The 21,160-nt window shown below is 68.7% G+C and carries 21 protein-coding genes; 10 read left to right on the top strand and 11 right to left on the bottom strand.

The genetic code is table 11. The annotated features are described in order from the left end of the window. Positions 1-11: 11 nt before the first annotated feature. Positions 12-2,348: a heavy metal translocating P-type ATPase gene (locus AC07O4_RS30620; RefSeq protein ID WP_495306491.1), complete on the bottom strand. Its 2,337-nt coding sequence runs from the start codon at positions 2,346-2,348 to the stop codon at positions 12-14. 70 nt (positions 2,349-2,418) lie between these two features. Here AC07O4_RS30620 and cadR point away from each other — a divergent pair, with 70 nt between their 5' ends. After that, positions 2,419-2,889 carry a Cd(II)/Pb(II)-responsive transcriptional regulator gene (gene cadR, locus AC07O4_RS30615; RefSeq protein ID WP_139706896.1) on the top strand — a complete coding sequence of 157 codons (471 nt, stop codon included), beginning with the start codon at positions 2,419-2,421 and terminating at the stop codon, positions 2,887-2,889. 19 nt (positions 2,890-2,908) lie between these two features. Here cadR and cysE read toward each other — a convergent pair whose 3' ends face one another. Both cysE and AC07O4_RS30605 read right to left on the bottom strand, forming a co-directional pair. Continuing rightward, positions 2,909-3,796: a serine O-acetyltransferase gene (gene cysE / locus AC07O4_RS30610; RefSeq protein WP_263281350.1), complete on the bottom strand. Its 888-nt coding sequence runs from the start codon at positions 3,794-3,796 to the stop codon at positions 2,909-2,911. Continuing rightward, positions 3,768-4,499, bottom strand: coding sequence for an RNA methyltransferase (locus AC07O4_RS30605; RefSeq protein ID WP_095949130.1), 732 nt, complete (start codon positions 4,497-4,499; stop codon positions 3,768-3,770). Before AC07O4_RS30605 ends, cysE begins: the two co-directional genes overlap by 29 nt. A gap of 132 nt (positions 4,500-4,631) precedes the next feature. Here AC07O4_RS30605 and AC07O4_RS30600 point away from each other — a divergent pair, with 132 nt between their 5' ends. The 5 genes from AC07O4_RS30600 (at position 4,632) to AC07O4_RS30580 (ending at position 10,824) form a co-directional block, all read left to right on the top strand. Beyond that, on the top strand, positions 4,632-5,687 hold the full coding sequence (locus AC07O4_RS30600) for an inositol monophosphatase family protein (RefSeq protein ID WP_139706900.1): 1,056 nt from the start codon (positions 4,632-4,634) through the stop codon (positions 5,685-5,687). Next, positions 5,687-7,927: an FUSC family protein gene (locus tag AC07O4_RS30595; RefSeq protein WP_495306490.1), complete on the top strand. Its 2,241-nt coding sequence runs from the start codon at positions 5,687-5,689 to the stop codon at positions 7,925-7,927. The genes AC07O4_RS30600 and AC07O4_RS30595 overlap by 1 nt, the downstream gene beginning before the upstream one ends. Further along, a complete protein-coding gene (locus tag AC07O4_RS30590; RefSeq protein ID WP_495306489.1) occupies positions 7,927-9,012 on the top strand; it encodes a mechanosensitive ion channel family protein in 1,086 nt (361 codons plus the stop codon). Before AC07O4_RS30595 ends, AC07O4_RS30590 begins: the two co-directional genes overlap by 1 nt. Before the next feature lie 199 nt (positions 9,013-9,211). Further along, positions 9,212-10,423: a DUF6402 family protein gene (locus AC07O4_RS30585; protein ID WP_495306488.1), complete on the top strand. Its 1,212-nt coding sequence runs from the start codon at positions 9,212-9,214 to the stop codon at positions 10,421-10,423. Continuing rightward, positions 10,423-10,824 (top strand): hypothetical protein, encoded by a 402-nt coding sequence (locus AC07O4_RS30580; protein ID WP_495306487.1) that lies wholly within the window; start codon positions 10,423-10,425, stop codon positions 10,822-10,824. The genes AC07O4_RS30585 and AC07O4_RS30580 overlap by 1 nt, the downstream gene beginning before the upstream one ends. Before the next feature lie 90 nt (positions 10,825-10,914). Here the strand turns inward: AC07O4_RS30580 and AC07O4_RS30575 are convergent, their stop codons facing one another. Then, positions 10,915-11,301, bottom strand: a complete 387-nt coding sequence (locus AC07O4_RS30575) for a hypothetical protein (RefSeq protein ID WP_062479149.1) — start codon at positions 11,299-11,301, stop codon at positions 10,915-10,917. Positions 11,302-11,683: 382 nt separating this feature from the next. Between AC07O4_RS30575 and AC07O4_RS30570 the strand changes: the two genes are divergently transcribed. Further along, the gene (locus AC07O4_RS30570; RefSeq protein ID WP_495306486.1) at positions 11,684-12,940 is read left to right on the top strand and encodes a porin; all 1,257 of its coding nucleotides are present in this window, start codon (positions 11,684-11,686) and stop codon (positions 12,938-12,940) included. Positions 12,941-13,098: 158 nt separating this feature from the next. Here the strand turns inward: AC07O4_RS30570 and AC07O4_RS30565 are convergent, their stop codons facing one another. Further along, positions 13,099-13,557 carry an Lrp/AsnC family transcriptional regulator gene (locus tag AC07O4_RS30565; RefSeq protein WP_495306485.1) on the bottom strand — a complete coding sequence of 153 codons (459 nt, stop codon included), beginning with the start codon at positions 13,555-13,557 and terminating at the stop codon, positions 13,099-13,101. 107 nt (positions 13,558-13,664) lie between these two features. On the opposite strand from AC07O4_RS30565, the gene AC07O4_RS30560 reads away from it, so the two are divergent. Beyond that, positions 13,665-14,288, top strand: a complete 624-nt coding sequence (locus AC07O4_RS30560; protein ID WP_495306484.1) for a LysE/ArgO family amino acid transporter — start codon at positions 13,665-13,667, stop codon at positions 14,286-14,288. Between the two features lie 4 nt (positions 14,289-14,292). Here the strand turns inward: AC07O4_RS30560 and AC07O4_RS30555 are convergent, their stop codons facing one another. The 5 genes from AC07O4_RS30555 to pcaQ all read right to left on the bottom strand — a co-directional run bounded on the left by AC07O4_RS30555 (position 14,293) and on the right by pcaQ (position 18,213). Further along, complete coding sequence (locus AC07O4_RS30555; RefSeq protein WP_495306483.1) at positions 14,293-14,688, bottom strand: TfoX/Sxy family protein; 396 nt, start codon at positions 14,686-14,688, stop codon at positions 14,293-14,295. Further along, positions 14,685-15,347, bottom strand: coding sequence for a suppressor of fused domain protein (locus tag AC07O4_RS30550; RefSeq protein ID WP_307589002.1), 663 nt, complete (start codon positions 15,345-15,347; stop codon positions 14,685-14,687). Before AC07O4_RS30550 ends, AC07O4_RS30555 begins: the two co-directional genes overlap by 4 nt. A gap of 40 nt (positions 15,348-15,387) precedes the next feature. Beyond that, positions 15,388-16,593 carry a DUF418 domain-containing protein gene (locus AC07O4_RS30545; RefSeq protein ID WP_447745929.1) on the bottom strand — a complete coding sequence of 402 codons (1,206 nt, stop codon included), beginning with the start codon at positions 16,591-16,593 and terminating at the stop codon, positions 15,388-15,390. Continuing rightward, the gene (locus tag AC07O4_RS30540; RefSeq protein ID WP_307638635.1) at positions 16,590-17,201 is read right to left on the bottom strand and encodes a TetR/AcrR family transcriptional regulator; all 612 of its coding nucleotides are present in this window, start codon (positions 17,199-17,201) and stop codon (positions 16,590-16,592) included. Before AC07O4_RS30540 ends, AC07O4_RS30545 begins: the two co-directional genes overlap by 4 nt. Before the next feature lie 82 nt (positions 17,202-17,283). After that, positions 17,284-18,213: a pca operon transcription factor PcaQ gene (gene pcaQ / locus AC07O4_RS30535; protein ID WP_159270974.1), complete on the bottom strand. Its 930-nt coding sequence runs from the start codon at positions 18,211-18,213 to the stop codon at positions 17,284-17,286. Positions 18,214-18,350: 137 nt separating this feature from the next. Here pcaQ and AC07O4_RS30530 point away from each other — a divergent pair, with 137 nt between their 5' ends. After that, positions 18,351-19,364 carry a tripartite tricarboxylate transporter substrate binding protein gene (locus AC07O4_RS30530; protein ID WP_495306482.1) on the top strand — a complete coding sequence of 338 codons (1,014 nt, stop codon included), beginning with the start codon at positions 18,351-18,353 and terminating at the stop codon, positions 19,362-19,364. Here the strand turns inward: AC07O4_RS30530 and AC07O4_RS30525 are convergent. Further along, the gene (locus tag AC07O4_RS30525; RefSeq protein ID WP_495306481.1) at positions 19,336-19,935 is read right to left on the bottom strand and encodes a MarR family winged helix-turn-helix transcriptional regulator; all 600 of its coding nucleotides are present in this window, start codon (positions 19,933-19,935) and stop codon (positions 19,336-19,338) included. The genes AC07O4_RS30530 and AC07O4_RS30525 overlap by 29 nt on opposite strands. Positions 19,936-20,088: 153 nt before the next feature. Between AC07O4_RS30525 and AC07O4_RS30520 the strand changes: the two genes are divergently transcribed. Then, positions 20,089-21,105, top strand: coding sequence for a Bug family tripartite tricarboxylate transporter substrate binding protein (locus AC07O4_RS30520; RefSeq protein WP_095746125.1), 1,017 nt, complete (start codon positions 20,089-20,091; stop codon positions 21,103-21,105). Positions 21,106-21,160: the final 55 nt, after the last annotated feature.

Raw genomic sequence — 21,160 nt, 5'->3', positions numbered from 1 at the left:
CCCGCCCCCACTCACTCCTTGGGCATGCGCATCAGCCGCAGCCCGTTCGCCACCACCAGCAGGCTCGCCCCCATGTCGGCGAACACCGCCATCCACATGGTCGCGCTGCCGAACACCGCGAGCACGAAGAACACGCCCTTGATGCCGAGTGCGAGGGTGATGTTCTGCCACAGCACGGCATGCGAGCGGCGCGACAGGCGGATGGTCTCGGGGATGCGGCGCAGGTCGTCGTTCATGATGACCACGTCGGCCGCTTCCATCGCGGTGTCGGTGCCGGCGCCGCCCATGGCGAAGCCGATGTCGGCCTTGGCGAGCGCGGGGGCGTCGTTGATGCCGTCGCCGGTCATCGCAACGGCGCCGTAGCGCTGCTGCAGGGCCTGGATGGCGCCCAACTTTTCTTCGGGCAACAGGTTGCCTCGCACGTCGTCGATGCCGGCGTGCGCGCCGATGGTCTTCGCGGTGGCGGTGTTGTCGCCGGTGAGCATCACGGGCGTCACGCCGAGTGCGCGCAGCTCGGCCACGGCGGCCTGCGACGAGGGCTTGATGGTGTCGGCCACCGCGAACAGCGCCAGCACCGAGGTGTCCGATGCGAGCAGCGTCACGGTGCGACCGGCTTCTTCGTGCCGCTTCAGCTCGGCTTCCAGTGCCGGGGAGCACAGGCCGCGCTCCTCGATCAGCCGGTGGTTGCCCAGCACGTAGGTCTGGCCGGCGTGCGTGGCCTGCACGCCGCGTCCGGGCAGCGCGGTGAAGTCGCCGACCTCTTCGACTGCGCCGCCCAGACCCTGGGCGATGGCCTTCGACACCGGGTGATCGGAACGGCCCGCGATGTTGGCGGCCAGTGCGTACACCGCGCCCTCGTCACCCGCAGCCTTGTCGATCAGCACCGACTCGACCAGCTTGGGCTTGCCCTCGGTGATGGTGCCGGTCTTGTCGAGCGCCACGGCCTTGAGCTTGCGCGCCTCCTCGAGGTAGGTGCCGCCCTTGATGAGGATGCCGCGCCGCGCGGCCGAGGCCAGCGCGCTCACGACCGTCACCGGCGTGGAGATGACCAGCGCGCACGGGCAGGCGATGACCAGCAGCACCAGCGCCTTGTAGACGGCCTGCACCCAGGTCCAGTCCAGCAGCCACGGCGTGAGCACCGCGATGGCCAGCGCCAGCACGAAGACGGTGGGCGTGTAGATGGCGGCGAACTTGTCGACGAAGCGCTGCGTGGGCGCGCGCGAACCCTGCGCCTCTTCGACCGCGTGGATGATGCGCGCGAGCGTGGTGTTGGCCGCGACGGCCGTCACGCGGAACACCAGCGCGCCGGTCTGGTTGATGGTGCCGGCAAACACCGCATCGCCCGCGGCCTTGTCGACCGGAATGCTCTCGCCCGTGACCGGCGCCTGGTCGATGGCGCTGGTGCCTTCGAGCACCACGCCGTCCAGCGGCACGCGCTCGCCGGGGCGGATGCGGGCCACGGCATCGAGCGCCACCGCGTCGGCGCGCACGGTCTGCCAGCTGCCGTCGGGCTGCCGCACCTCGGCCTGCTCGGGCGCGAGCGCGAGCAGGCTCTGGATGGCGTTGCGCGCGCGGTCGACGGCGCGGGCCTCGATGAGCTCGGCGATGGCGTACAGCGCCATCACCATCGCGGCCTCGGGCCACTGGCCGATGATGAAGGCGCCCGTGACGGCGACGGCCATCAGCGCATTGATGTTGAGGCGCCCGCGCACCAGCGCGGCGAAGCCCTTCTTGTAGGTGTCCAGGCCGGCCAGCGCGATGGCCGCGAGCGCGAGGCCCATTTCGGCGGCCATGAAGCCGACGCCGTCGAGCGCGAGGAAGGACACGGTCTCGGCCGCGATGGCCAGCACCAGCGCGGCCACGAGGCGCGCCAGCCCGGTCGACATGCCGGCGAAGTGCGCGGGCTCGGCCTTCTGCCCCGTCGACGACGCCACCGGCTCGGGCTTGAAGCCGGCCTGGCGGATGGCGTCGAGCGCGGCGGGCAGCGCGCCGTCTTCGGTCGTGAGGGCCAGCGTGCGTTCGCTCAGGCGAAAGCGCAGGGCCTTCACGCCCGCAACGGGCTCGAGGGCGCGGCGGATTTCGGACTCTTCCACCGCGCAGTCCATGGTGGGAATGCGAAACAGCACGGCGCCCTTCGGCAGATCGGCCGGCTCGGCCGATGCCGGGGCACTGCCGCACACCGCGCTGCCGCAGCAGGCCGTTGCCGGCGCGGCGGGGGCGTGATCGTGCGAATGGTCATGCCCGTGATCATGTCCATGGCTGTGCCCGTGGTCATGGTCGTGGTCATGGTCGTGGTCATGCGGCGCTGCACGCGGCACCGGCTGATTCAGGGTGTTCTGATTCGTCATGCATTCATTGGAAACCCTGAAGCAGGTGTAGAGTCAACCGTTGATTGCCACTTCCTTGAGATGCCGCATCATGAAAATCGGTGAACTGGCCAAGGCCACGAACACGCCGGTCGAAACCATCCGGTACTACGAGCGCGAGCAGCTGCTGCCCGCGCCCGCGCGCACCGACGGCAACTACCGCATCTACGACGACGAGCATGCCCAGCGCCTGGGCTTCATCCGCCGCTGCCGCTCGCTGGACATGACGCTCGACGAGATCCGCAGCCTGCTGAAATTCCGCGATGCGCCGCAGGACGACTGCGGCGAGGTGAACCAGCTGCTGGACGACCACATCGGCCACGTGGCCTCGCGCATCGCCGAGCTGAAGACGCTCGAAAAACAGTTGAAGGCGCTGCGCCTGCAGTGCGGCGGCCCCGAATCGGCGAGCGCCTGCGGCATCCTGCAGGAGCTGGACACGGCCGCGCTCGCACCCGAGACCTTCGGCCAGCACGCGGGGCACGTGCACGGCACGCTGCACGCGCCGGGCAAGCGGGCCGGCTGAAGCGCCGGTCGATCGGCTCTTACTTGCCGATCAGCTGCGTCAGCTTGTCGGCCTCGAACGACTCGCCGCGCGCCGCGTCGCCCGGCACGCAGTCCTTGGTGCCCGGCTGCGCCGACAGCTTCTCGATGGCCTGCCACAGGAGCGCGATCTGGTGCTCCTGGCTCGAGGCGTTGTCGATCAGGCCGCGCATGGCCTGGCTCAGCGGGTCGTCGTCCTGCGTGATGCCGTAGGCCGAGAACTTCTGCGGCGCGGCCACGTCGGCGCTCTCGCCCTCTTTCGACGGAATGATGCGCGCCGGAATGCCCACCGCGGTCGCCCCGGCCGGCACCGGCTTGATGACCACCGCGTTGGAGCCGATCTTGGCGCCGTCGCCCACGACGAAGCCGCCCAGCACCTTGGCGCCCGCGCTCACCACCACGTTCTTTCCCAGCGTCGGGTGGCGCTTGGTGCCCTTGTAGAGCGAGGTGCCGCCCAAGGTCACGCCCTGGTAGATGGTGCAGCCGTCGCCGATCTCGGCGGTTTCGCCGACCACCACGCCCATGGCGTGGTCGAAGAACACGCGCTCGCCGATCTTGGCGGCCGGGTGGATCTCGATGCCCGTGAACGCGCGCGCGCAGTGCGCGATGAAGCGGGCCGGCCACTTGAAACCGTGGGTCCAACAGGCGTGCGCCCAGCGATGCAGCACCACGGCATGGAAGCCGGGGTAGACCGTGATCACTTCCCAGGCGCTGCGGGCGGCCGGGTCGCGTTCGAGGATGCACCGGATGTCGGCGCGCAGTCGAGAGAACATCGCTGCCTTTGTTGTCGTTATATCGATAGGGGCCGGGCAGTCTAAAGCCGGGCGTCTTCGCTTACGCGCGATGGGGTTTTGTGACGGTTCAGCTGCCGCGCGGGCCGCGGGTGGCATCGCTCATGGCCTTGGCGATGCCGCGCAGGATGTGGATTTCCTCGGGCGTGGGCTGCGCGCGGTTGAACAGCTGCTGCAGCCGCGGCATGAGCTTCTTGGGCGCCGCCGGGTCGAGAAAGCCGATGTCCACCAGCGAGCGTTCCCAGTGGTCGAGCATGCCGGCCACGGCCTGCGCGTCGGCCGCCTGCACCGGGGCGATGGCCTCGCGCACGCCGTAGCCGCCCAGCGCCAGACGCCATTCGTAGGCCACCACCTGGATCGCCGCGCCCAGGTTGAGCGAGCCGAACTTCGGGTCGGTCGGGATGCTCAGGGCCACGTTGCAGCGGTAGACGTCCTCGTTGCGCATGCCGAAGCGCTCGGAGCCGAACAGGAAGGCCACGTGCTGGTCGCCCTGCTTGCCCAGCGGTTCCAGGTGCTCGCGCGGCGTGCGTGTGGGCGGGCCGAAGTCGCGCGGGATCATGGCCGTGGCGCACAGGTGGGTCACGCCGTCGAGGGCTTCGTCCAACGTTTCGACGATGCGGGCGTTGTTCAGCACGTCCAGGGCGCCGCTGGCGCGCTGGATGGTTTCCTCGCGCCGCAGCACGTTGGCCCAGCGCGGCGCGACCAGCACCAGGTCGTCGAAACCCATGGTCTTCATGGCGCGGGCGGCGGCGCCCACATTGCCGGCGTGGCTGGTCTGGATGAGGATGAAACGGGTGCGCATGACGGGTGGGGAAGACACAAACGGGCTGAGCCGGTAAAATGCCCGATTCTCGCCGCCCGCATCGCCGGACCGCAGGGTCGCCCAGATTGCATTCTTGGGGACCTCTCCCACCCGTTCTTCTCACAATCCAGAATGTCGTCCCCCAACCTGCATCCCATGCTCAATGTGGCCGTCAAGGCCGCACGCGCCGCCGGCGCCATCATCAATCGCGCCGCCCTCGACGTCGAGGCCGTGCGCATCTCCCAGAAGCAGGTCAACGACTTCGTCACCGAAGTCGATCACGCCAGCGAGAAGGTCATCATCGAGACCTTGCTGGGCGCATACCCGGGGCACGGCATCCTGGCCGAAGAATCGGGCACCGAATACGGCGCCAAAGACTCCGAATTCGTCTGGATCATCGATCCGCTCGACGGCACCACCAACTTCATCCACGGCTTCCCGGTCTACTGCGTGTCGATCGCGCTGTCGGTGCGCGGCAAGATCGAGCAGGCGGTCGTCTTCGACCCGTCGCGCAACGACCTGTTCACGGCCACCAAGGGCCGCGGCGCCTACATGAACGAGCGCCGCATCCGCGTGTCCAAGCGCGTGAAGCTCAGCGAGTGCCTCATTTCCACCGGCTTCCCGTTCCGCACCGGCGACAACTTCAAGCAGTACCTGGCCATCATGGCGGACATGATGCCCCGCATGGCCGGCCTGCGCCGCCCCGGCGCCGCCGCGCTCGACCTGGCCTACGTGGCCGCGGGCTTCACCGACGGCTTCTTCGAAACCGGCCTGAACCCCTGGGACGTGGCCGCCGGCTCGCTGCTGGTGACCGAGGCCGGTGGCCTCATCGGCAACTTCACCGGCGAGCCCGAGTTCCTCGACCAGCGCGAATGCCTGGCCGGCGCCCCGCGCGTGTACGGCCAGCTGGTGCCGCTGCTCGCCAAGTACTCCAAGTTCGCCAACGTGGACGACAAGCTGCGCGCCAGCGACCGCGTGCGCGCCGTGTCGGCCTCGACCAGGTCGAGCCCCGCCGACGCCTCGGTCGACCTGTACGCCCGCAGCACCGTGACCGAAGCCACGGCCGCCCCGCTCGACGGCAGCGCCGAAACCCCGGCCGCCGCAGCCCCCGCCGCGCCGGCCGCCCCGCGCAAGCTCACCCGCATCAAGCGCGAGGCGCCCGCCGAGGGCGACGCCTCCGCCAAGTGATGACGGGGCCGGGCGCCGCCGCGCGGGTTCGTGCGGCGTTGCGCATTGCGCTGAGCCACTACGTCGCGAGCGGGCTCACCGTCGCGCTCGGCCTGCTCGTGATCTCGGGCGGGGTGCACCTGTGGCTGGGCACCCTGGCCGCCTCGGCCGCCGCCACCGGCGTGATCGTCACGGCGCCGCCCGACCTGCCCGGCCCGCGCCGCGGCAAGTTTTTGCAGATGCTGCCGGCGCCGCTCATCGGCCTGCCGCTGTTCTTCGCGGTGCAGATGCTGCACGGCGCACCGATCCGCCTCGGGATGCTGCTGGTGCCCGCCACCTTCATGGCCTTCGTGGCCATGGCCTGGGGCAAGCGCGGCATTCCCATCGCCATCGCGGTGATGTTCTCGATGGTCTTCTCCATGGCCACGCCAGCGCCCGCCGGGCTGTCCGACGCCATCGCGCGCACCACCGAGTTCGGCCTGGGCGCCGGCCTGTACGTGGTGTGGGCCACGCTCGCCAACCTGCTGCTCAACGGGCGCTTTCGCACCCAGTCGATCGCCGACGTGCTGTTTTCGCTGGCCGCGCTCATGCGCACCGAGGCCAGCCAGTTCACGCCGCAGGACGAGACCCGCGACATCCGCGACACCCCCGCCTCGCTGCTGGGCCAGCTGCTGCGCGAGCAGGCCGCGCTGGCCGACCAGCTGCAGGCCACGCGCGACATCGTGCTCGAGTCGCCGCGCACGCCGCGCCGCCAGCGCCTGGCCGGCATGCTCGTCATCGTGCTCGAGATGCGCGACCAGCTGCTCGCCAGCGAACTCGACCTCGACGCCCTGCGCGCCCATCCGTCGCACGCGCAGGCGCTGGTCGAGATGCGCCGCATCCTCGAAGAGCTGGCCGACGAAACGACCGGCCTGGCCGATGCGCTGCTCATGCGCCGCCACCCCGCCGCCGTGGCCGACCGCCGGCCGCGCCTGGCCGCGATCCATGTGACGGCGGACGACGAAGACACGCACGGCCAGATGGGCCCCTCGGCCGCCATGCTCGCGCGCGGGCTGGCCAGCCGCATCGGCCACATCAACGACGAGGTGCTGCGCCTGGCGGCCATGGCGCGCGGCGACGCCGAGCCCAACCTGGCCGTGGTGCGCGCCAACTGGCAGCTCTTCGTGAGCCCGACCGACTGGTCGCTGCGCCCCTTCCTCGCACTGTGGCGCTGGGACGCACCGCCGCTGCGCCACGCCATTCGCGCGGCGCTGGCCATCGCGGCCGGCTACGGCATCGCCGTGTCGATGCCCTGGGGTTCGCACGACTACTGGATATTGCTGACCATCGTGGTCGTGCTGCGCGGCAGCCTCTCGCAGACCCTGGAGCGGCGCAACAGCCGCGTCGCCGGCACGCTGCTGGGCTGCGTGCTCGCGGTGGGCCTGCTGTCGGCGCACCCGTCGCCGCTGATGCTGCTCGTGACCGTGACCATCGCGCAGGCCATTGCCCACAGCTTCGCGGTGCGGCGCTACCTCGTCACCGCCGTGGCCGCGACCGTGCTGGGCCTGCTGCAGGCCCACATGCTGAACACCGGCACCGCGCCCATCTTCGCGCTGTTCGAGCGCATCGCCGACACGCTCATCGGCGCCGCGCTGGCCTGGGGCTTCTGCTACGTGCTGCCCTCGTGGGAGCGCACGCAGATCCCGGCGCTGGTGGCGCGCGTGCTCACCGCGCAAGCGCGCCATGCGCGGCTCGCGCTCGGCCTGGGCCAGCTGCAGGCCATCCAGAGCAGCCCCGAGCTCGAATGGCGGCTCGCGCGCCGCGAGGCCTACGACAGCCTCTCCGCGCTCGTGCAGGCCACGCAGCGTTCGCTCTCCGAACCGCGCGCCGTGCAGCCGCCGCTGGAGCCGCTGGAGCATCTGCAGGCCCACAGCTACCAGCTGCTCGCGCAGCTCAGCGCCGTGAAGTCGATGCTCGTGCTGCGGCGCGACCGCCTCACGCCGGGCGACATCGAAGGCCCGCTCGTGCGCACCGCGCAACGCATCGAGGCCGCCCTGGGAACCATTCCGATCGCAGGGCCCTCTCACCCCGAGAGCACGGGTGCCACCACCGTCGGCGGCCCCATTCCCTTGCCTGACCCGTTCGACAACGACATCAGCCCCTGGCTGGTGCGCCGGCTCGACCTGGCCACGGCGCTCGCCACGCAGCTGCGCGACGACGCAGCGCGCATTCTTCAACCACTGAACGACACCACCCCAGAAGCAAAGACCACCCCCGCCTGATGACCCAAGAGCTCCTCGCACACCCCTGGTTCGGCACCTGGATTGCCGCCCTGATCGCCGCGCCCCTCGCCCTTCTCGCCCACCGCATCGGGGGCATGGTCCTCAGGCGGATCACCCGCCCGGCGCCCGCCGTGCATGCGATGGTGCTCAACTGCACCGCCCCCGCGCGGCTGGTGCTGCCGCTGGCGGCGCTCATGATGGTGTGGCAGGCGGCGCCGGACGACCTGCGCTTCATCGGCAGCGTGCGGCATCTCACGGGGCTGCTGCTCATCGCGGCCAGCACCTGGTTCGTGCTCAAGGCCATCAGCGGCTTCGCCGACGGCGTGCTCGCGCAGCACCCTTCGGACATCTCCGACAACCTGCAGGCACGCCGCGTGCTCACGCAGACCCGTGTGCTCGCGCGCACCGCCATGTCGGTCGTCGTCGTGGCCGGCGGCGCCATGATGCTCATGACCTTCCCCGGCGCGCGCCAGGTCGGCGCCAGCCTGCTGGCCTCGGCCGGCGTGATCGGCATCGTGGCCGGCCTGGCGGCCAAGCCCGTCTTCAGCAACCTCATCGCGGGCTTGCAGATCGCGCTGTCGCAGCCGATCCGCATCGACGACGTGCTCGTGGTCGAGGGCGAATGGGGCCGGGTCGAGGAAATCACCGGCACCTTCGTGGTCGTGCGCATCTGGGACGACCGGCGCCTCATCCTGCCGCTCACCTATTTCATCGAGAAGCCGTTCCAGAACTGGACGCGCCACTCGGCCGAACTGCTCGGCTCGGTCTTCTTCTACCTGGACTACGGCACGCCGCTGGCGCCGCTGCGCGCCGAGGTCGAGCGCCTCGTGAAGGCCGCGCCCGAGTGGGACGGCCGCTTCTTCAACCTGCGCGTGACCGACGCCACCGAACGCACCATGCAGGTCCGCGTGCTCTGCACCGCAGCGACCTCTGGCCTGGCCTTCGACCTGCGCTGCCACGTGCGCGAAGGCGTCATCGACTTCATGCAGCGCGAGTACCCGCAGTTCCTGCCGAAGATGCGCTTCGAGGGCAACGATCCGGCGATGGGGCAGCCGGCGGTGATGCACGGCGCGGCGGCGGGCTGAGAGACCAAGCGGCCGGGAATACGTCGCTGAGAGTCGGCGACGGCAGCGTCGCACCGCATACCGAAAGTCGATCGGATTCCACGAAAAGGACTTTTCTCCGCGAGCCGGAAAGCGCCGAAAGAGGCGTCATGCATCGACCATCCCTGTCTGCCGAAACGACGCACATCAGCGCTCGAAGGCTGCAGGGAGGATCCAGACGATGCCATCGCTAGCAGGCGAGAAGATCGACTTTCGCAAGTCGAACAATTTCATGCGCTCCTGGTCGCCGCAGACCGGCGAGATCTGTCGCGAGGACATCGCGCTTTCCACAAGCCGGTCGCCCCCACCCGTGCGGGGCCGGCCTGCAGCAGCCCCCGCCGCGCGGAAATCGGTGGAGGTGCCTGCACGGAGGACCGCCAAGCAAGACCCCTATGTCAACACGGTACGCGGAGCGATCCACGCTGCAGAGGCAGCGTCGAATGCTGTAGGCAGCGTGCGGCACTGGCTGAACTCACCGCCTGCGCCCCCGCCTCCTCCGAAAGAAAAAGCGAAGCCTGTCCAGACCGTCCCGCCGTTCGACATCCAGGACATCCCCGGCGCGATGCGCAAGATCGGCGCGCCGGTCGGGGCGGACTTGATGGACAAGTGGTTTGCGGGGGCGTTGAACTATCCGCCCACGCCGGACGACGAGCGCGACGGCATCAACCAAAACGGCGTGCCCTATCCGCCGGCAATGATCGACACCACTTCCATCAAGATGGACTGGGTGCTGAAGTTTGCGAGGGCAAGAAAGGGAGTGGACTATCTGATGTCTCAGCTCGAGACAGTGGCCGCGCAACGGGAGATTGCCAAAGTGCTGCGTCCGTTCCGCAACCGACAGGACATTCGACCTTGGCTGGAATGCCAAGGCGATATCGTGCGCTTTCACAAGGAGTTTCAGATCCAGAAAGCACCTGTTGAAGGAACCCTGAGCCAGAAGTTGACGCAGTTCCTCACGCAGTCGATCTCCAATGACGGCGTTCCAGACGACCTGACTTGCGCCCTGGGCTCCTTCAATCTCTATGCAGCGATCTCTCACGCTTACTTCGAGCACAAGAACAAATCGGCTGTCGTGACCCACATCTCCGTGTACGTGAAAGACAACTTCACCTTCACAGACGATAAAGGCAGAGCGTCGCAATACCTCGGACATTGGAGCCCCAGCCACGTGGCGATCGTGCCAGCCCACCAGACCGCAGCAATGGCGAACATCGGGTGGCTCGACTACCCCGTGGCACAAGGCGATGTGCATGCCAAGGATGCAGTGCTGTATCCGGTCAAGAATTCTGACTTTCGCGCTTGGCAACGCACGCACAACCAGGGAGGTGACTTCATCATTTATACCGACGCAGTCACGATGAAGCTCGACACCCCGATCAGGGTTGCCTTGTGATGCCCGACATCCGTGCCATGCTGCGCCGAGGGACCCGCGCTCTGCGGTGGGTTCTTTGCATCGCGGTCGTTCTTTGGTCCGTCAACTATTGCGTCGACGTGCAGGACCGGGCGCGTGCTGGCGAGCATCCGTACAGGTGGCGCGTCGACGTTGCCACCGTCCAAGGTGTGTCTTACACGGCGAAGACTGCCTTCACCAGAGGTCGAACGATCCTTCTGAGGCTCTACCGCACCGGCGACCCGACGCTGCTCGCTGAACGCACCTACAGGGAGCACGGCGTCGCGCTCAGTTGGACGGACGACGGGTGGTTGATCTACGACACCTCCGACACGTCCTACGACGAAGGCTCCATTCAGCTCCCGCCCACCCGCCTCGACAACTTGCGGGCCAAGCTGCCCTAAGAGGCCTGGAAGCTTTTCGCGCCTTGGTCGAAGACATCAACCAAGGCAGCGGCGCCGATCGTCTACAGACCGGCGCCGCCTTTCGGCCCCCTACCGCGCAGGCGCCGCCGCCGGCAACACCATCGGCGCGCCCAGCCGCGAGGCGCGCTCCCAGCCCGGTTGCGACTGCGCGCGCTCCAGTTCGGCCACCACCTCGGCGCGCGTGCGCGGTTGCGTGGCCTTCACGGGGATCGGTGCGCCCCAGCGCAGCACGCCGGCCCACTCGGGGCTTTGCTGCGCGGCGCGCAGTTCGGCCACCACCTGGGCGTCGGTCTTGCCCGGGCCGGCGTTTTCAGGGTGCTCCTTGATGCCGGCTTCGGTCGCCGCGAAATGCGCCGGCCCCTCGACGTGCTGCTGGCTGGTTTGTGCGCCGGCCATCAGCGGGAGCGCTGCGGCGGCCATCGCCGCCAGCGCAAAGGCCATCTTCCTGTTCGTCATGTGTCATCTCCTTCGTTGAACGCCGAAGAGGACCACCCGCTTCGGCGATGGCGGTTTTGCTTCGCCATGCCGACACGCTAGAAATTCGGACCGTCGCCGCGCGAACGGTTCAATTACAAAAACGACAGGATGAAGACCAATTCATCAATTCTCTGCAAGCGGCAAGCGGAGCTTTCCAATTCGTAACCCGGCTGCACGGAAAACGTAATTGAAAAAGTCGGTTTCGGTCTTTTCCTGTCGCAATCGATCGATATGATTTGCCCAGACGCATGAACCATGCGGAAGGCAGAAGAAATCAATTGAATTTATTTCCGCATGCCGAACCGGAGCTCCAACGCAGTGCGTGGGAGCGATGAATTTCATATTCAATTCAAGGGCAAAAATGAAAAGACAATTCCTCACCGCTGCCGCACTGTTCGGTGTCGGGTTCGCCAATGCACAGTCTTCCGTCACGCTGTTTGGCGTGGTGGACACGGGCATCAGCAATTACTCGTCGAAATCGCAGGACATGAACGGCGCCACGCTGTTCAACCCGTTCTACGTGAACCAGGGCACGCGCACTGCGAGCCAGACCGCGCTGAGTTCGGGCGGCTATTCCACGAGCCGGCTCGGCTTTCGCGGCACCGAGGACCTGGGCGGCGGGCTTGCGGCCAGCTTCTGGCTCGAGGCGCCGATCAGCCCCGACGATGGCAAGACCGGCATCACCACCTTCCAGCGCCGTTCCACGGTCAGCCTGTCGGGCGGTTTCGGTGAATTGCGCCTGGGCCGCGACTACGTGCCGACGGCCTGGAACGACATCGTGTTCGACCCCTTCGGCATCGTCGGCGTGGGCCGCAGCCTGATCTTCACCGCCGCCAACACGAATGCCGGCGGCGGCTCGGGCGGGTTCGGGGGCGACCTCAATTACAACCGCGCCAGCAATTCGATCGGCTATTTCCTGCCGAAGAACCTCGGCGGCTTTTATGGCCAATTCATGTACGCGCTGCATGAAAACACCAAATACAACCCCGGAACGGCAACGCCGCCCGGCGTCAATGCGGCGGGCGCGCTCAATTCGGGCAATTCGGCCGCATCGCGCGCAGGCCGTTATCTGGGCGGTCGTATCGGTTATGCCAATGGCCCGTTCGACGTGGCCGTGTCGTATGGCAACAGCACGGCGGCCGACAATTTCTATGCGGGCACCACCGACAACGTCAAGACCTTCAATCTCGGCAGCTCCTACGATTTCGGCGTGGTCAAGCTGTTCGGCGAATTGTCACGAATCAAGAAAACGCGCGATTACGCGGTCACGCCGCTGGCCGGTGGCGCGCCGGACGTCGACCTCACGGGCTACCTGATCGGCGTGACCGCGCCGGTCGGCCCCGGCCTGATCCGCGCCTCGTACTCGCAGGTCAAGTACGACCTCAACGCCGTCAACCTGCCGTTCACGCCGTCGGTCGCCGACCCCAAGGCCAACAAACTGGCCATCGGCTACATCCACAACCTGTCCAAGCGCACCGCCCTGTACGCCACCGTCGCGCGCATCAGCAACAAGAACGGCGCGGCGCTCACGGTCGGTGGCCCTGCCTTCGTGAACACCGGGGTGTTCGTGCCCAAGACCTCGACGGGCTACGACGTCGGGCTGCGCCACTCGTTCTGATCAGGGAAGACTGTCACGCGCAAAGAAGCAAGCAAGTGAGTGAATGACCGCGGGCGGCCCTGCGCCCGCGGATGTTCCGTTTCTCCAGGAGCCCGTCAGGCGGGTCCATTCGGTCCGCCTTTGTGCGGACCATTTTTTTGGGGCGAGAGAAGCGCGCCTCAGTCAGGCACGGTGCCCGCCGGTGCCGCCACCGCGCGCGCCGCGATCGGCACCGACATCACGATCGAGGTGCGCGTCTCGCCCAGGTGGTTGATGCTGCTCACGAAGGATTCGAGGTGTTCGATGTCGCGCGCGACCACCTTCAGCACGTACGAGTCCTGCCCCGTGACGTGAAAACACTCGAGCACTTCGCGCCGGCTGCCGAGCAGCTTCAGCAGCCGGGCCTTGTCGGGTTGCGCGGTGGTGATGCCGACCAGCGCGGTGACGGTGTAGCCTGCCTTGCGCGGCGGCACCACGGCGCGGTAGCCCTCGATGACGCCGGCTTCTTCAAGGCGCTTCACGCGCTCGGAGGTGGAAGGCACCGACAGCGCCACCTGCCGCGCGAGCGCCGTGAGCGAGGTGCGCGCGTCCTGCTGCAGCACGTCGAGGAGCTGCCAGTTCTTGGCGTCGATTTCCATGGATTTCAGGCCCGATTGAGAATTTCGCTTCCGATTTCAGGCAAGGCATGCCGCGCGCCTGAATTTCATCATTCTCGTCCTGCAGGCCTCGCCGAACAATCGACGGCATGGACTTCGCTCTCTTTCTCAAGGCCCTTGTCATCGGGCTGTCGATCGCCGCACCCGTGGGCCCCATCGGCCTGCTGTGCATCCAGCGCACGCTTGCGCACGGCCGCACCATCGGCTTCCTCAGCGGCCTCGGCGCCGCACTGGCCGACGCCTGCTACGGCGCCATCGGCGCGTTCGGCGTGTCGGCCGTGGTGTCGACGATGGTCGCGGCGCGCGTGCCGCTGGCGCTCGGCGGCGCGGCCTTTCTCGCGTGGATGGGCGTGCAGCTGCTGCGCGCGCCAGTCGCCACGCAGGCCCGGGCCGCGGAAGACGCGGCCACGCCGGTGAAAGCGCTGCTGTCGGTGTTCGTGCTCACGCTGGCCAACCCGATGACGATCCTGTCGTTCGTCGCGGTGTTCGCCTCGCTCGGCAGCGGCCACGTGGGCAGCGGCAGCGGTGCGGCGCTCACGATGGTGGCTGGGGTGTTCCTCGGCTCGGCGCTGTGGTGGCTGGGGCTGTCGAGCATCGTGTCGATGGTGCGGCACAAGCTCGGCGCGCGCGTGCTGCAGGGCATCAACAAGCTGTCGGGCGCGCTGCTGCTGGGCTTTGCGGTGTTTCAGCTGTCAACGCTGTTGTCGCGTTGACGAATCAACTGGCCGGCTTGCGGCGCGCGGGCTTGCGCGCACCCAGCGCGCTCGCCAGCGCCTTCGTCGCCCACTCGCGCAAGGCGTGCGGGTCTTCGAGCGCATCGACCGGCGCCTCGTAGTAGCTCGCGACCTTCACGGTCGAGGCGCTGGTCGCGTACGAGAACGGCACCGCGCCCAGTCGCTCGAATTCCGGCCGGGTGGCGTCGTCCACGCGCAGGTACAGCGTGCCCTTCATCACGAAGGCGAACTGCACGCCGGCCTGCACGAGGCCGAAGCCGCCGAAGAAGCGCTTGACCTCGATGGGGCCCATCGCGCCGAGCGACTCGGCCAGCTCGAGCGCTCGCCCGTGCGAACGCTCGGCACCGCCGACGGTGGCCGCGCCCTTCGCGCGGCTCAAACGACCGCCTTGCGCCGCGCGTCGGTCACGGGCGCGCCGCCATGCACTTCGAGCAGGCGCAGCAGCGCCTCGGAGCTGTGGGCCTTGGCCCAGTCGCGTTCGGAATCGTTGATGCCGACGAGGTGCAGGAAGTCGAAGCGGCCCGAATCGAGCTGCGCCGTCGCGGGGTAGTGCTTCGGCTCCATCAGCACCACATGGCGCAGGGCCACGGTGCCCTTCTCGCGGATCGCTTCACCGACGGGAATGCGGTCGCCGTAGTCGAAGGGCTGCTTGTCTTCACCGAAGTGCGAGTGCGCGAGCAGCACGTTGTAGGCGAGCAGGCGGCGCAGCAGCTTGATGGCCCATTGGTCCTGCGGCTGCGACGGCACCTCGATGACCAGCTCGGAGCCGATCCACGAATAGTCCTCGGGGTCGTAGTCGGCCGGCTCCGTTTCCCAGGGCGTGGAGCCGCCCGAGGTCACGTACAGCCAGGTGTTGCGCACGGGCGTGGGCGCGAACTCGAACACGCCCAGGTGCAGCCAGCGCGGGTCGACGTCTTCGGCGCCCAGCGCCTTGAAGTCGTCGAAGTCCAGCACGTAGATGCCGGTGCGCTCGGGGCCGAACAGGCGCGGGTAGAGCGTCTCTTCGCGGTAGGCCCACACGTCTTCCATGGAACTCATCGGCGCATCCTCCTCGTTGGAACGAGGGCATTCTCGTCGTTCAACGTGACCGTTGCATACGCCGCAGGGCGGGCCATTCGAGGTTGGTGAAGGCACGCAGCACCCACTCCACCGGGCCGTACGCAAAGCGTGCCAGCCACCAGCGGCTGACCAGCATCTGCGCACCGAAGATGCCGAAGGCGACCATCAGGCTCATGAACGGCCCGAGCTCGCCGATGAGCCGCAGCCCATACGCCAGGAAGAGCCACGCGCACACCGCCGACTGCAGCAGGTAATTCGACAGCGCCATGCGCCCCGCCGGTGCCAGCGCCTGCGCCAGCCAGCCGCCCCAGCGCGACTGGAACAGCAACATCATCGCGCCCACATACGTCGCCGTGAGCAGCGGCGAGGTGAAGACGCCGACCGCCAGGCCGAGCACGTCCCAGCGCGAGCCCGGCACGACGGACGCGGTCCACGCATACACGGCCGCGCCCGGCAACCCCAGCACCAGCCCGGGCACCAGCAGGCGCTTGAACAGCGGGCGGTAGCGGTCGGCCCGCGCGAACAGGTTTCGACGGCCCTCGATGACGCCCGCGAAGAACATCGCCAGCGCCATCGGCGCCTGCACCAGCCCGAGCACGATCCACACCTGCGACAGCTCGCGCAGGTGCTGGCGGATGACCGTCGCGGCCGTGCCGCGGTAGGCCGCGAGTGCCGAGGCCGCATCGGCCCTCGCGGTGCGAAGAACGTCTTCGGTCGCCGGGCCGCCCAGCATCGCGAGCATGCCGATGGCACCCCACACCATCGCGGTCGCCAGCACCAGCCGCAGTGCCCAGCGCGCCAGCACGGCGTCGCTCTGGTGACGCAGCGCCAGCAGCACGGCGCCGAGCACCGCGTAGGTCGTGAGGATGTCGCCATGGAACAGCAGCACCGCATGCAGCGCGCCGATGCACCACAGTGCCACCAGCCGGCGCGCCAGGCGCGGCACGAAGGGCTTGCCGCTGCGCTGCGCCGACTGCATCTGCAGCGTGAAGCTGTAGCCGAACAGGAACGAGAACAGCAGGTAGAACTTGGTCTCGAACAAGAACGCGACGGCAAAGGCCGCCACGCGGTCCAGCCCCGAACGCATCATCGGGTCGGGCAGCGGCTGGCCGTAGTACGGCGAGGCAAAGGCCGCGATGTTCACGACCAGGATGCCCAAGAGCGCAAAGCCGCGCAACGCATCGACGAGCGACTGGCGCTCGACTGCAACGGGGGTGTGGTTCATGCGCCCCGCCCCGGCTTCGCGAGAAAGCGGCCCACCACGCGCCGCAGCATCGGGGCCTCGCGCGCGGGGTCGAAGCCCGTGTCGAGCGCCAGGCGCGAGAACACGCCGTCGATGAGCGCGGCGATCCAGTTGGCCGATTGCACGGGGTCGAGCTCGGGGTCGATCTGCCCGCGCGCCGCGGCCTTGCGCAGCAGGGCCGCGAGGCCGTCGCGCATTTCGGTGTCGCCCGCGGCCACGCTGGCGCAGACCACGGGGTTGCGCAAGGTTTCGGCAGCCACCTCCAGCGCCAGCCGCGAGTAGCTGCGGTCGGAGGCAAAGACCATCACCACGTCGAGGAAAGACAGCACCACCTCCAGCGGGTCGGCCGGGTCGTCGTCGATCGCGGCGAAGTACGCGGCCGTGTCGCGCCACTCCTCCTCGGCCAGGGCCTCGATGATCGCGTTCTTGCTGGGGAAGTAATGAAAGAGATTGCCCGGGCTCATGCCCGCGGCGGCGCAGATCTCGGCGGTGGTGGTGGCATGGAAGCCGCGCCGCGCAAAGCAGTCGCCCGCGGCCTCCAGGATCTGGCGGCGCTTGGCCTGCTGGCGTTCGGGGTCAACTTTGCGCACGGTGGTTCTCGCGGAATTCGGTCATGCCCGAATTATTAGACCGAGCGCTCGATCTATTCTGAAGGAACCCTGAAGAAACCCTTCAGGCAGCGCGCGTGGCCGCAATGCCCCGGATGGTGTCCAGCAGCAGGCGCGCGCCCTCGCCCGTCTCGGCGCCGCGCCGCACGGTCACGCCCACCGGGCCTTCGGTGCTTGCCGTGTCGATGGCCACGCGCTTGAGTTCGCCGCGCGCCACGAAGCCTTCCACTGCGCCCTGCGGCGCAAACCACACCGCGTCGGAGCGCTGCAGCAGGCCCACCGCAAAGCTGGTGTCGGTGGCCTCCACCAGCCGCGCCGGCAGCGCCAGCCCCTGCGCGATGAGGAAGGCGTCGGCCGTGTGCCGGATCAGCGTGCCCGACACCGGCAGCACCAGCGGGTAGGCGGCCAGCGCGTCGAGCGTGGGCTTGCGCCGCGACGCCAGCGGATGGCCGGGGCGCACCACCAGCAGCAACACCTCGCTGTACAGCTGCTCGAAGGCCAGGTCGGCCATGGCCGAGGCCTGCGCCAGCCGGCCGAGCACGAGGTCGATTTCGCCCTGGCGCAGCTGCGTCATGAGCTGCGCGTTGGTGCCGCTCACCACGCGCACGCGCATCGCCGGGTGCGCCGCATGCAGCCGCGCGACGGCTTCGGGCAGCAGGTGCGCCGCCATGTTGGGCAAGGCGCCGACCGCCACGCGCAGCTGGTCGGCCTCAGGCTGGTCCATGGCCAGGCCCAGGCCTTCGCGCAGGCCGCGCAGCGCCGACACCGCATGGCGCACCAGCACCTCGGCGGCCGGCGTGAGCTCCACGCCGCGGCGGCGGCGCAGCAGCAACTGGCGGCCCACGATCTCTTCGAGCTCGGCCACCGTCTTCGACACCGCCGGCTGCGTGAGTGACAGCGCCTCGGCCGCGCGCACCAGGTTGCGCTCCTGCGCCACCATGACCAGGCATTGCAGGTGGCGCATCTTCAGGCGCTCAAAGTTCATGGCTGACATGCGGTTCTCCTCGAAGCCAGTGGGGCGACGTGCTTTCAAATATAACCAGAGGGAATAGCTGGCGGAAGAGACTTCAGTTGTGCCGCGCCGCGCAGCCTTCTAGAGTGCCGTGGATACGGAGACAGACAAAGCAGCCCATGACCACGATTTTTTCCTCGAAGCCTTCCTCTTCCTTCGGCACGCGCCGCCGCCTCACGCTCGCCGCCGCCTGCGCCGCGCTGGCCCTCGGCCTCGCCGCGCCGGCCGCGCAGGCCCAGGCGAGCTACCCCGCCAAGCCCGTGAAGTTCCTCGTCAACTTCCCGGCCGGCGGCCCCATCGACATCCTCGGGCGCGCGCTGGCCGACGCGCTGCAGAAAGACCTGAAGCAGCCCTTCGTGGTCGACAACCGCCCCGGCGCGGGCGGCAACATCGGCGCCGACGCCGTGGCCAAGAGCGCGGCCGACGGCTACACCGTGCTGCTGGGCATCGACAGCACCTTCACCGTCAACCCGCACCTGTACGCCTCGATGCCCTTCGCGGCCAAAGACCTCAAGCCGCTGATGATCTTCAGCTCGTCGGGCCTGAGCTTCACCACCGCCGCCTCGGTGAAGGCCAGGACGCTGCCCGACTTCATCGCGCAGGCCAAGGCCGAGCCCGCCACCTTCAGCTCGGCCGGCAACGGCAGCCCGGGCCACATCGCCGCCGAGATCTTCGCGAACGCGACCGGCGCGAAGATCGTGCACGTGCCCTACAAGGGCAACGCCCCGGCCGTGATGGCCATGCTCGGCAACGAGGTGCAGGCCGGCATCGTCGCCACGCCCGGCGTGCTGCCGCAGATTCAGGGCGGCAAGCTGCGGGCCCTGGCCGTCACCGGCCGCCAGCGCGCGCCGCTGCTGCCCGAGGTGCCCACCGTGGGCGAGCTGGGCCTGAAAGACCTGGAGTTCGAAGTGCTCTACCTCGCCATGGTGCCGGCCGCCACGCCCGAGCCCGTGATGCAGACCCTGCGCCAGGCGCTGCACAAGGCGCTGGCCCTGCCCGAACTGAAGGCCCGCCTGGCCTCGCTCGACATGGTGCCGCTGGCCGAAACCGATGCGGTCGCCACCACGCGCCTGGCCACGGCGCAGGCGCGCTACGGGCGCATCGTCAAGGCGACCGGGATGAAGGTGGACTGACGGCCTTGCCGCTGCGCGCCGTGCTGTTCTTCTTGCCGTTGCCTGCTGCCGCTGCCGCAGCAGCCGCCGCGTGGCGCCCCCGATCGGCCTTGGGCAGCACCGCCTGCGCCACCATGGTTTCGGCATGCGCCTGCAACCGGTGCAGCGCGTCGTCGAAGCGCGCGGCATCGTCCGCGTCGAGCGTGCCCATCAGCTCGGCGTTGATGCGCGTCACCAGCGGAAAGAGTTCGTCGTACAGCGCCTGCCCCGCCGCCGTGAGGCCCAGCCGCACCTGCCGCCGGTCGCCCGCCAGCGCCGTGCGCGACACCAGCCGCTTGGCCACCAGCGAGCCCACCGCCTTCGAGGTGCGCGCCCGGTCCAGCTGCGCGTGCTCGGCCAGCTGCGACGAGCCCAGCTCGCCCCGGCTGGCCAGCACCGCGATCAGCCGCCACTCGCGCCGCGTGATGCCGAAGCGGCCCTCGCACAGCCGGATCACCATGCTGCCCGCCACCGCGAGCAGGCGCGACAGCCGGTACAGCAGCAGGTCGTCCAGCGGGCGGCGCGGCGGGGTGGCGGCGTCTTCGGCAGTCATGGGGCGGGGTCTCGAAAGGCCGGGTAAATCCGGGCGATGGTTGATTTGATCAATCGAATGTAGCGTCTCCAGAATCGTCCGCAGCCGCGGCCACCCGCCCCGGCCACGCACAGACCCTGCCGAACGCCGAACGAGACCCCGGAGAGATTGACGATGCCCCAGCTTCCCGACCCGACCCGCCGCCGCACCCTGACCACCCTTGGCGGGCTGGCCCTTGCACCCCTTGCATCCTTCGCACCGCTTGCGTTCGCGCAGCAGCAGCCCGCCGCCTTCACCCCCGGCCAGCCGATCAAGGTGCTCATCGGCGTGCCCGCCGGCGGCACGCAGGACGTGCTGACCCGCGCCATTGCCCACCAGGTGCGCGATTCGCTCGGCCCGCTCATCATCGACAACCGCTCGGGCGCGGCCGGCCGCATTGCCGTGGACGCCGTGAAGACCGCGCCGCCCGACGGCCACACCCTGCTGCTGGGCACCGCGAGCATGATGACCATGTTCCCCAGCGCCTACCGCAACCTGTCGTACGACCCCATCAAGGACTTCGTGCCGCTCGTGAACGCCGCGCGCTTCGAGCTGGCGCTCACCGTGCACAAGGACGTGCCCGCCAACACGCTGGCCGAGTTCATCACCTGGGCCAAGGCGCAGGGCGACAAGGTGAGCTTCGGCTCGTACGGCGCCGGCACGCCCTCGCACTTTCTGGGCGAAATGCTCAACCGCGCGGCCGGCCTGAAGATGGTGCACGTGCCCTACCGCGGCTCCACGCCCGCGCGCCAGGACGTGATGGGCGGCACCGTGCCCGTGTACTTCGACACCATCGGCGGCGCGCAGCAGATGCTGCCCACCGGCCGCGTGAAGGTGCTGGCCACCAGCGGCGACAAGCGCTCGCCGCTCATGCCGCAGCTGCCCAGCTTCGTCGAGAGCGGCTACAAGGACGTGGTGGCCACCGCCTGGTTCGCCTACTACGCGCCGCTGAAGACGCCGCCCGCCACCGCCGAGAAACTGCGCACTGAAATCATCCGCGCCGTGAACTCGCGCGACGTGCGCCAGCTGCTGCTGCAGAACGGCATGTACCCCGTGGCCGACGGCCCCGAGGCGCTCGTGAAGACCATGCGCGAAGACATTGCCCGCTGGGCCGGCATCATGAAGGCCGTGAACTTCCAGGCCAACGACTGACCGACCGATCGACACCAAGGACACACCCTTCATGATCCCGCGCGCCCTCCCCGCT

The organism is Variovorax sp. GW821-FHT09D04 (assembly GCF_059416405.1).
Note: the sequence above shows the minus strand (reverse complement) of the source record. Positions and strands in the feature narration are given on the sequence as shown.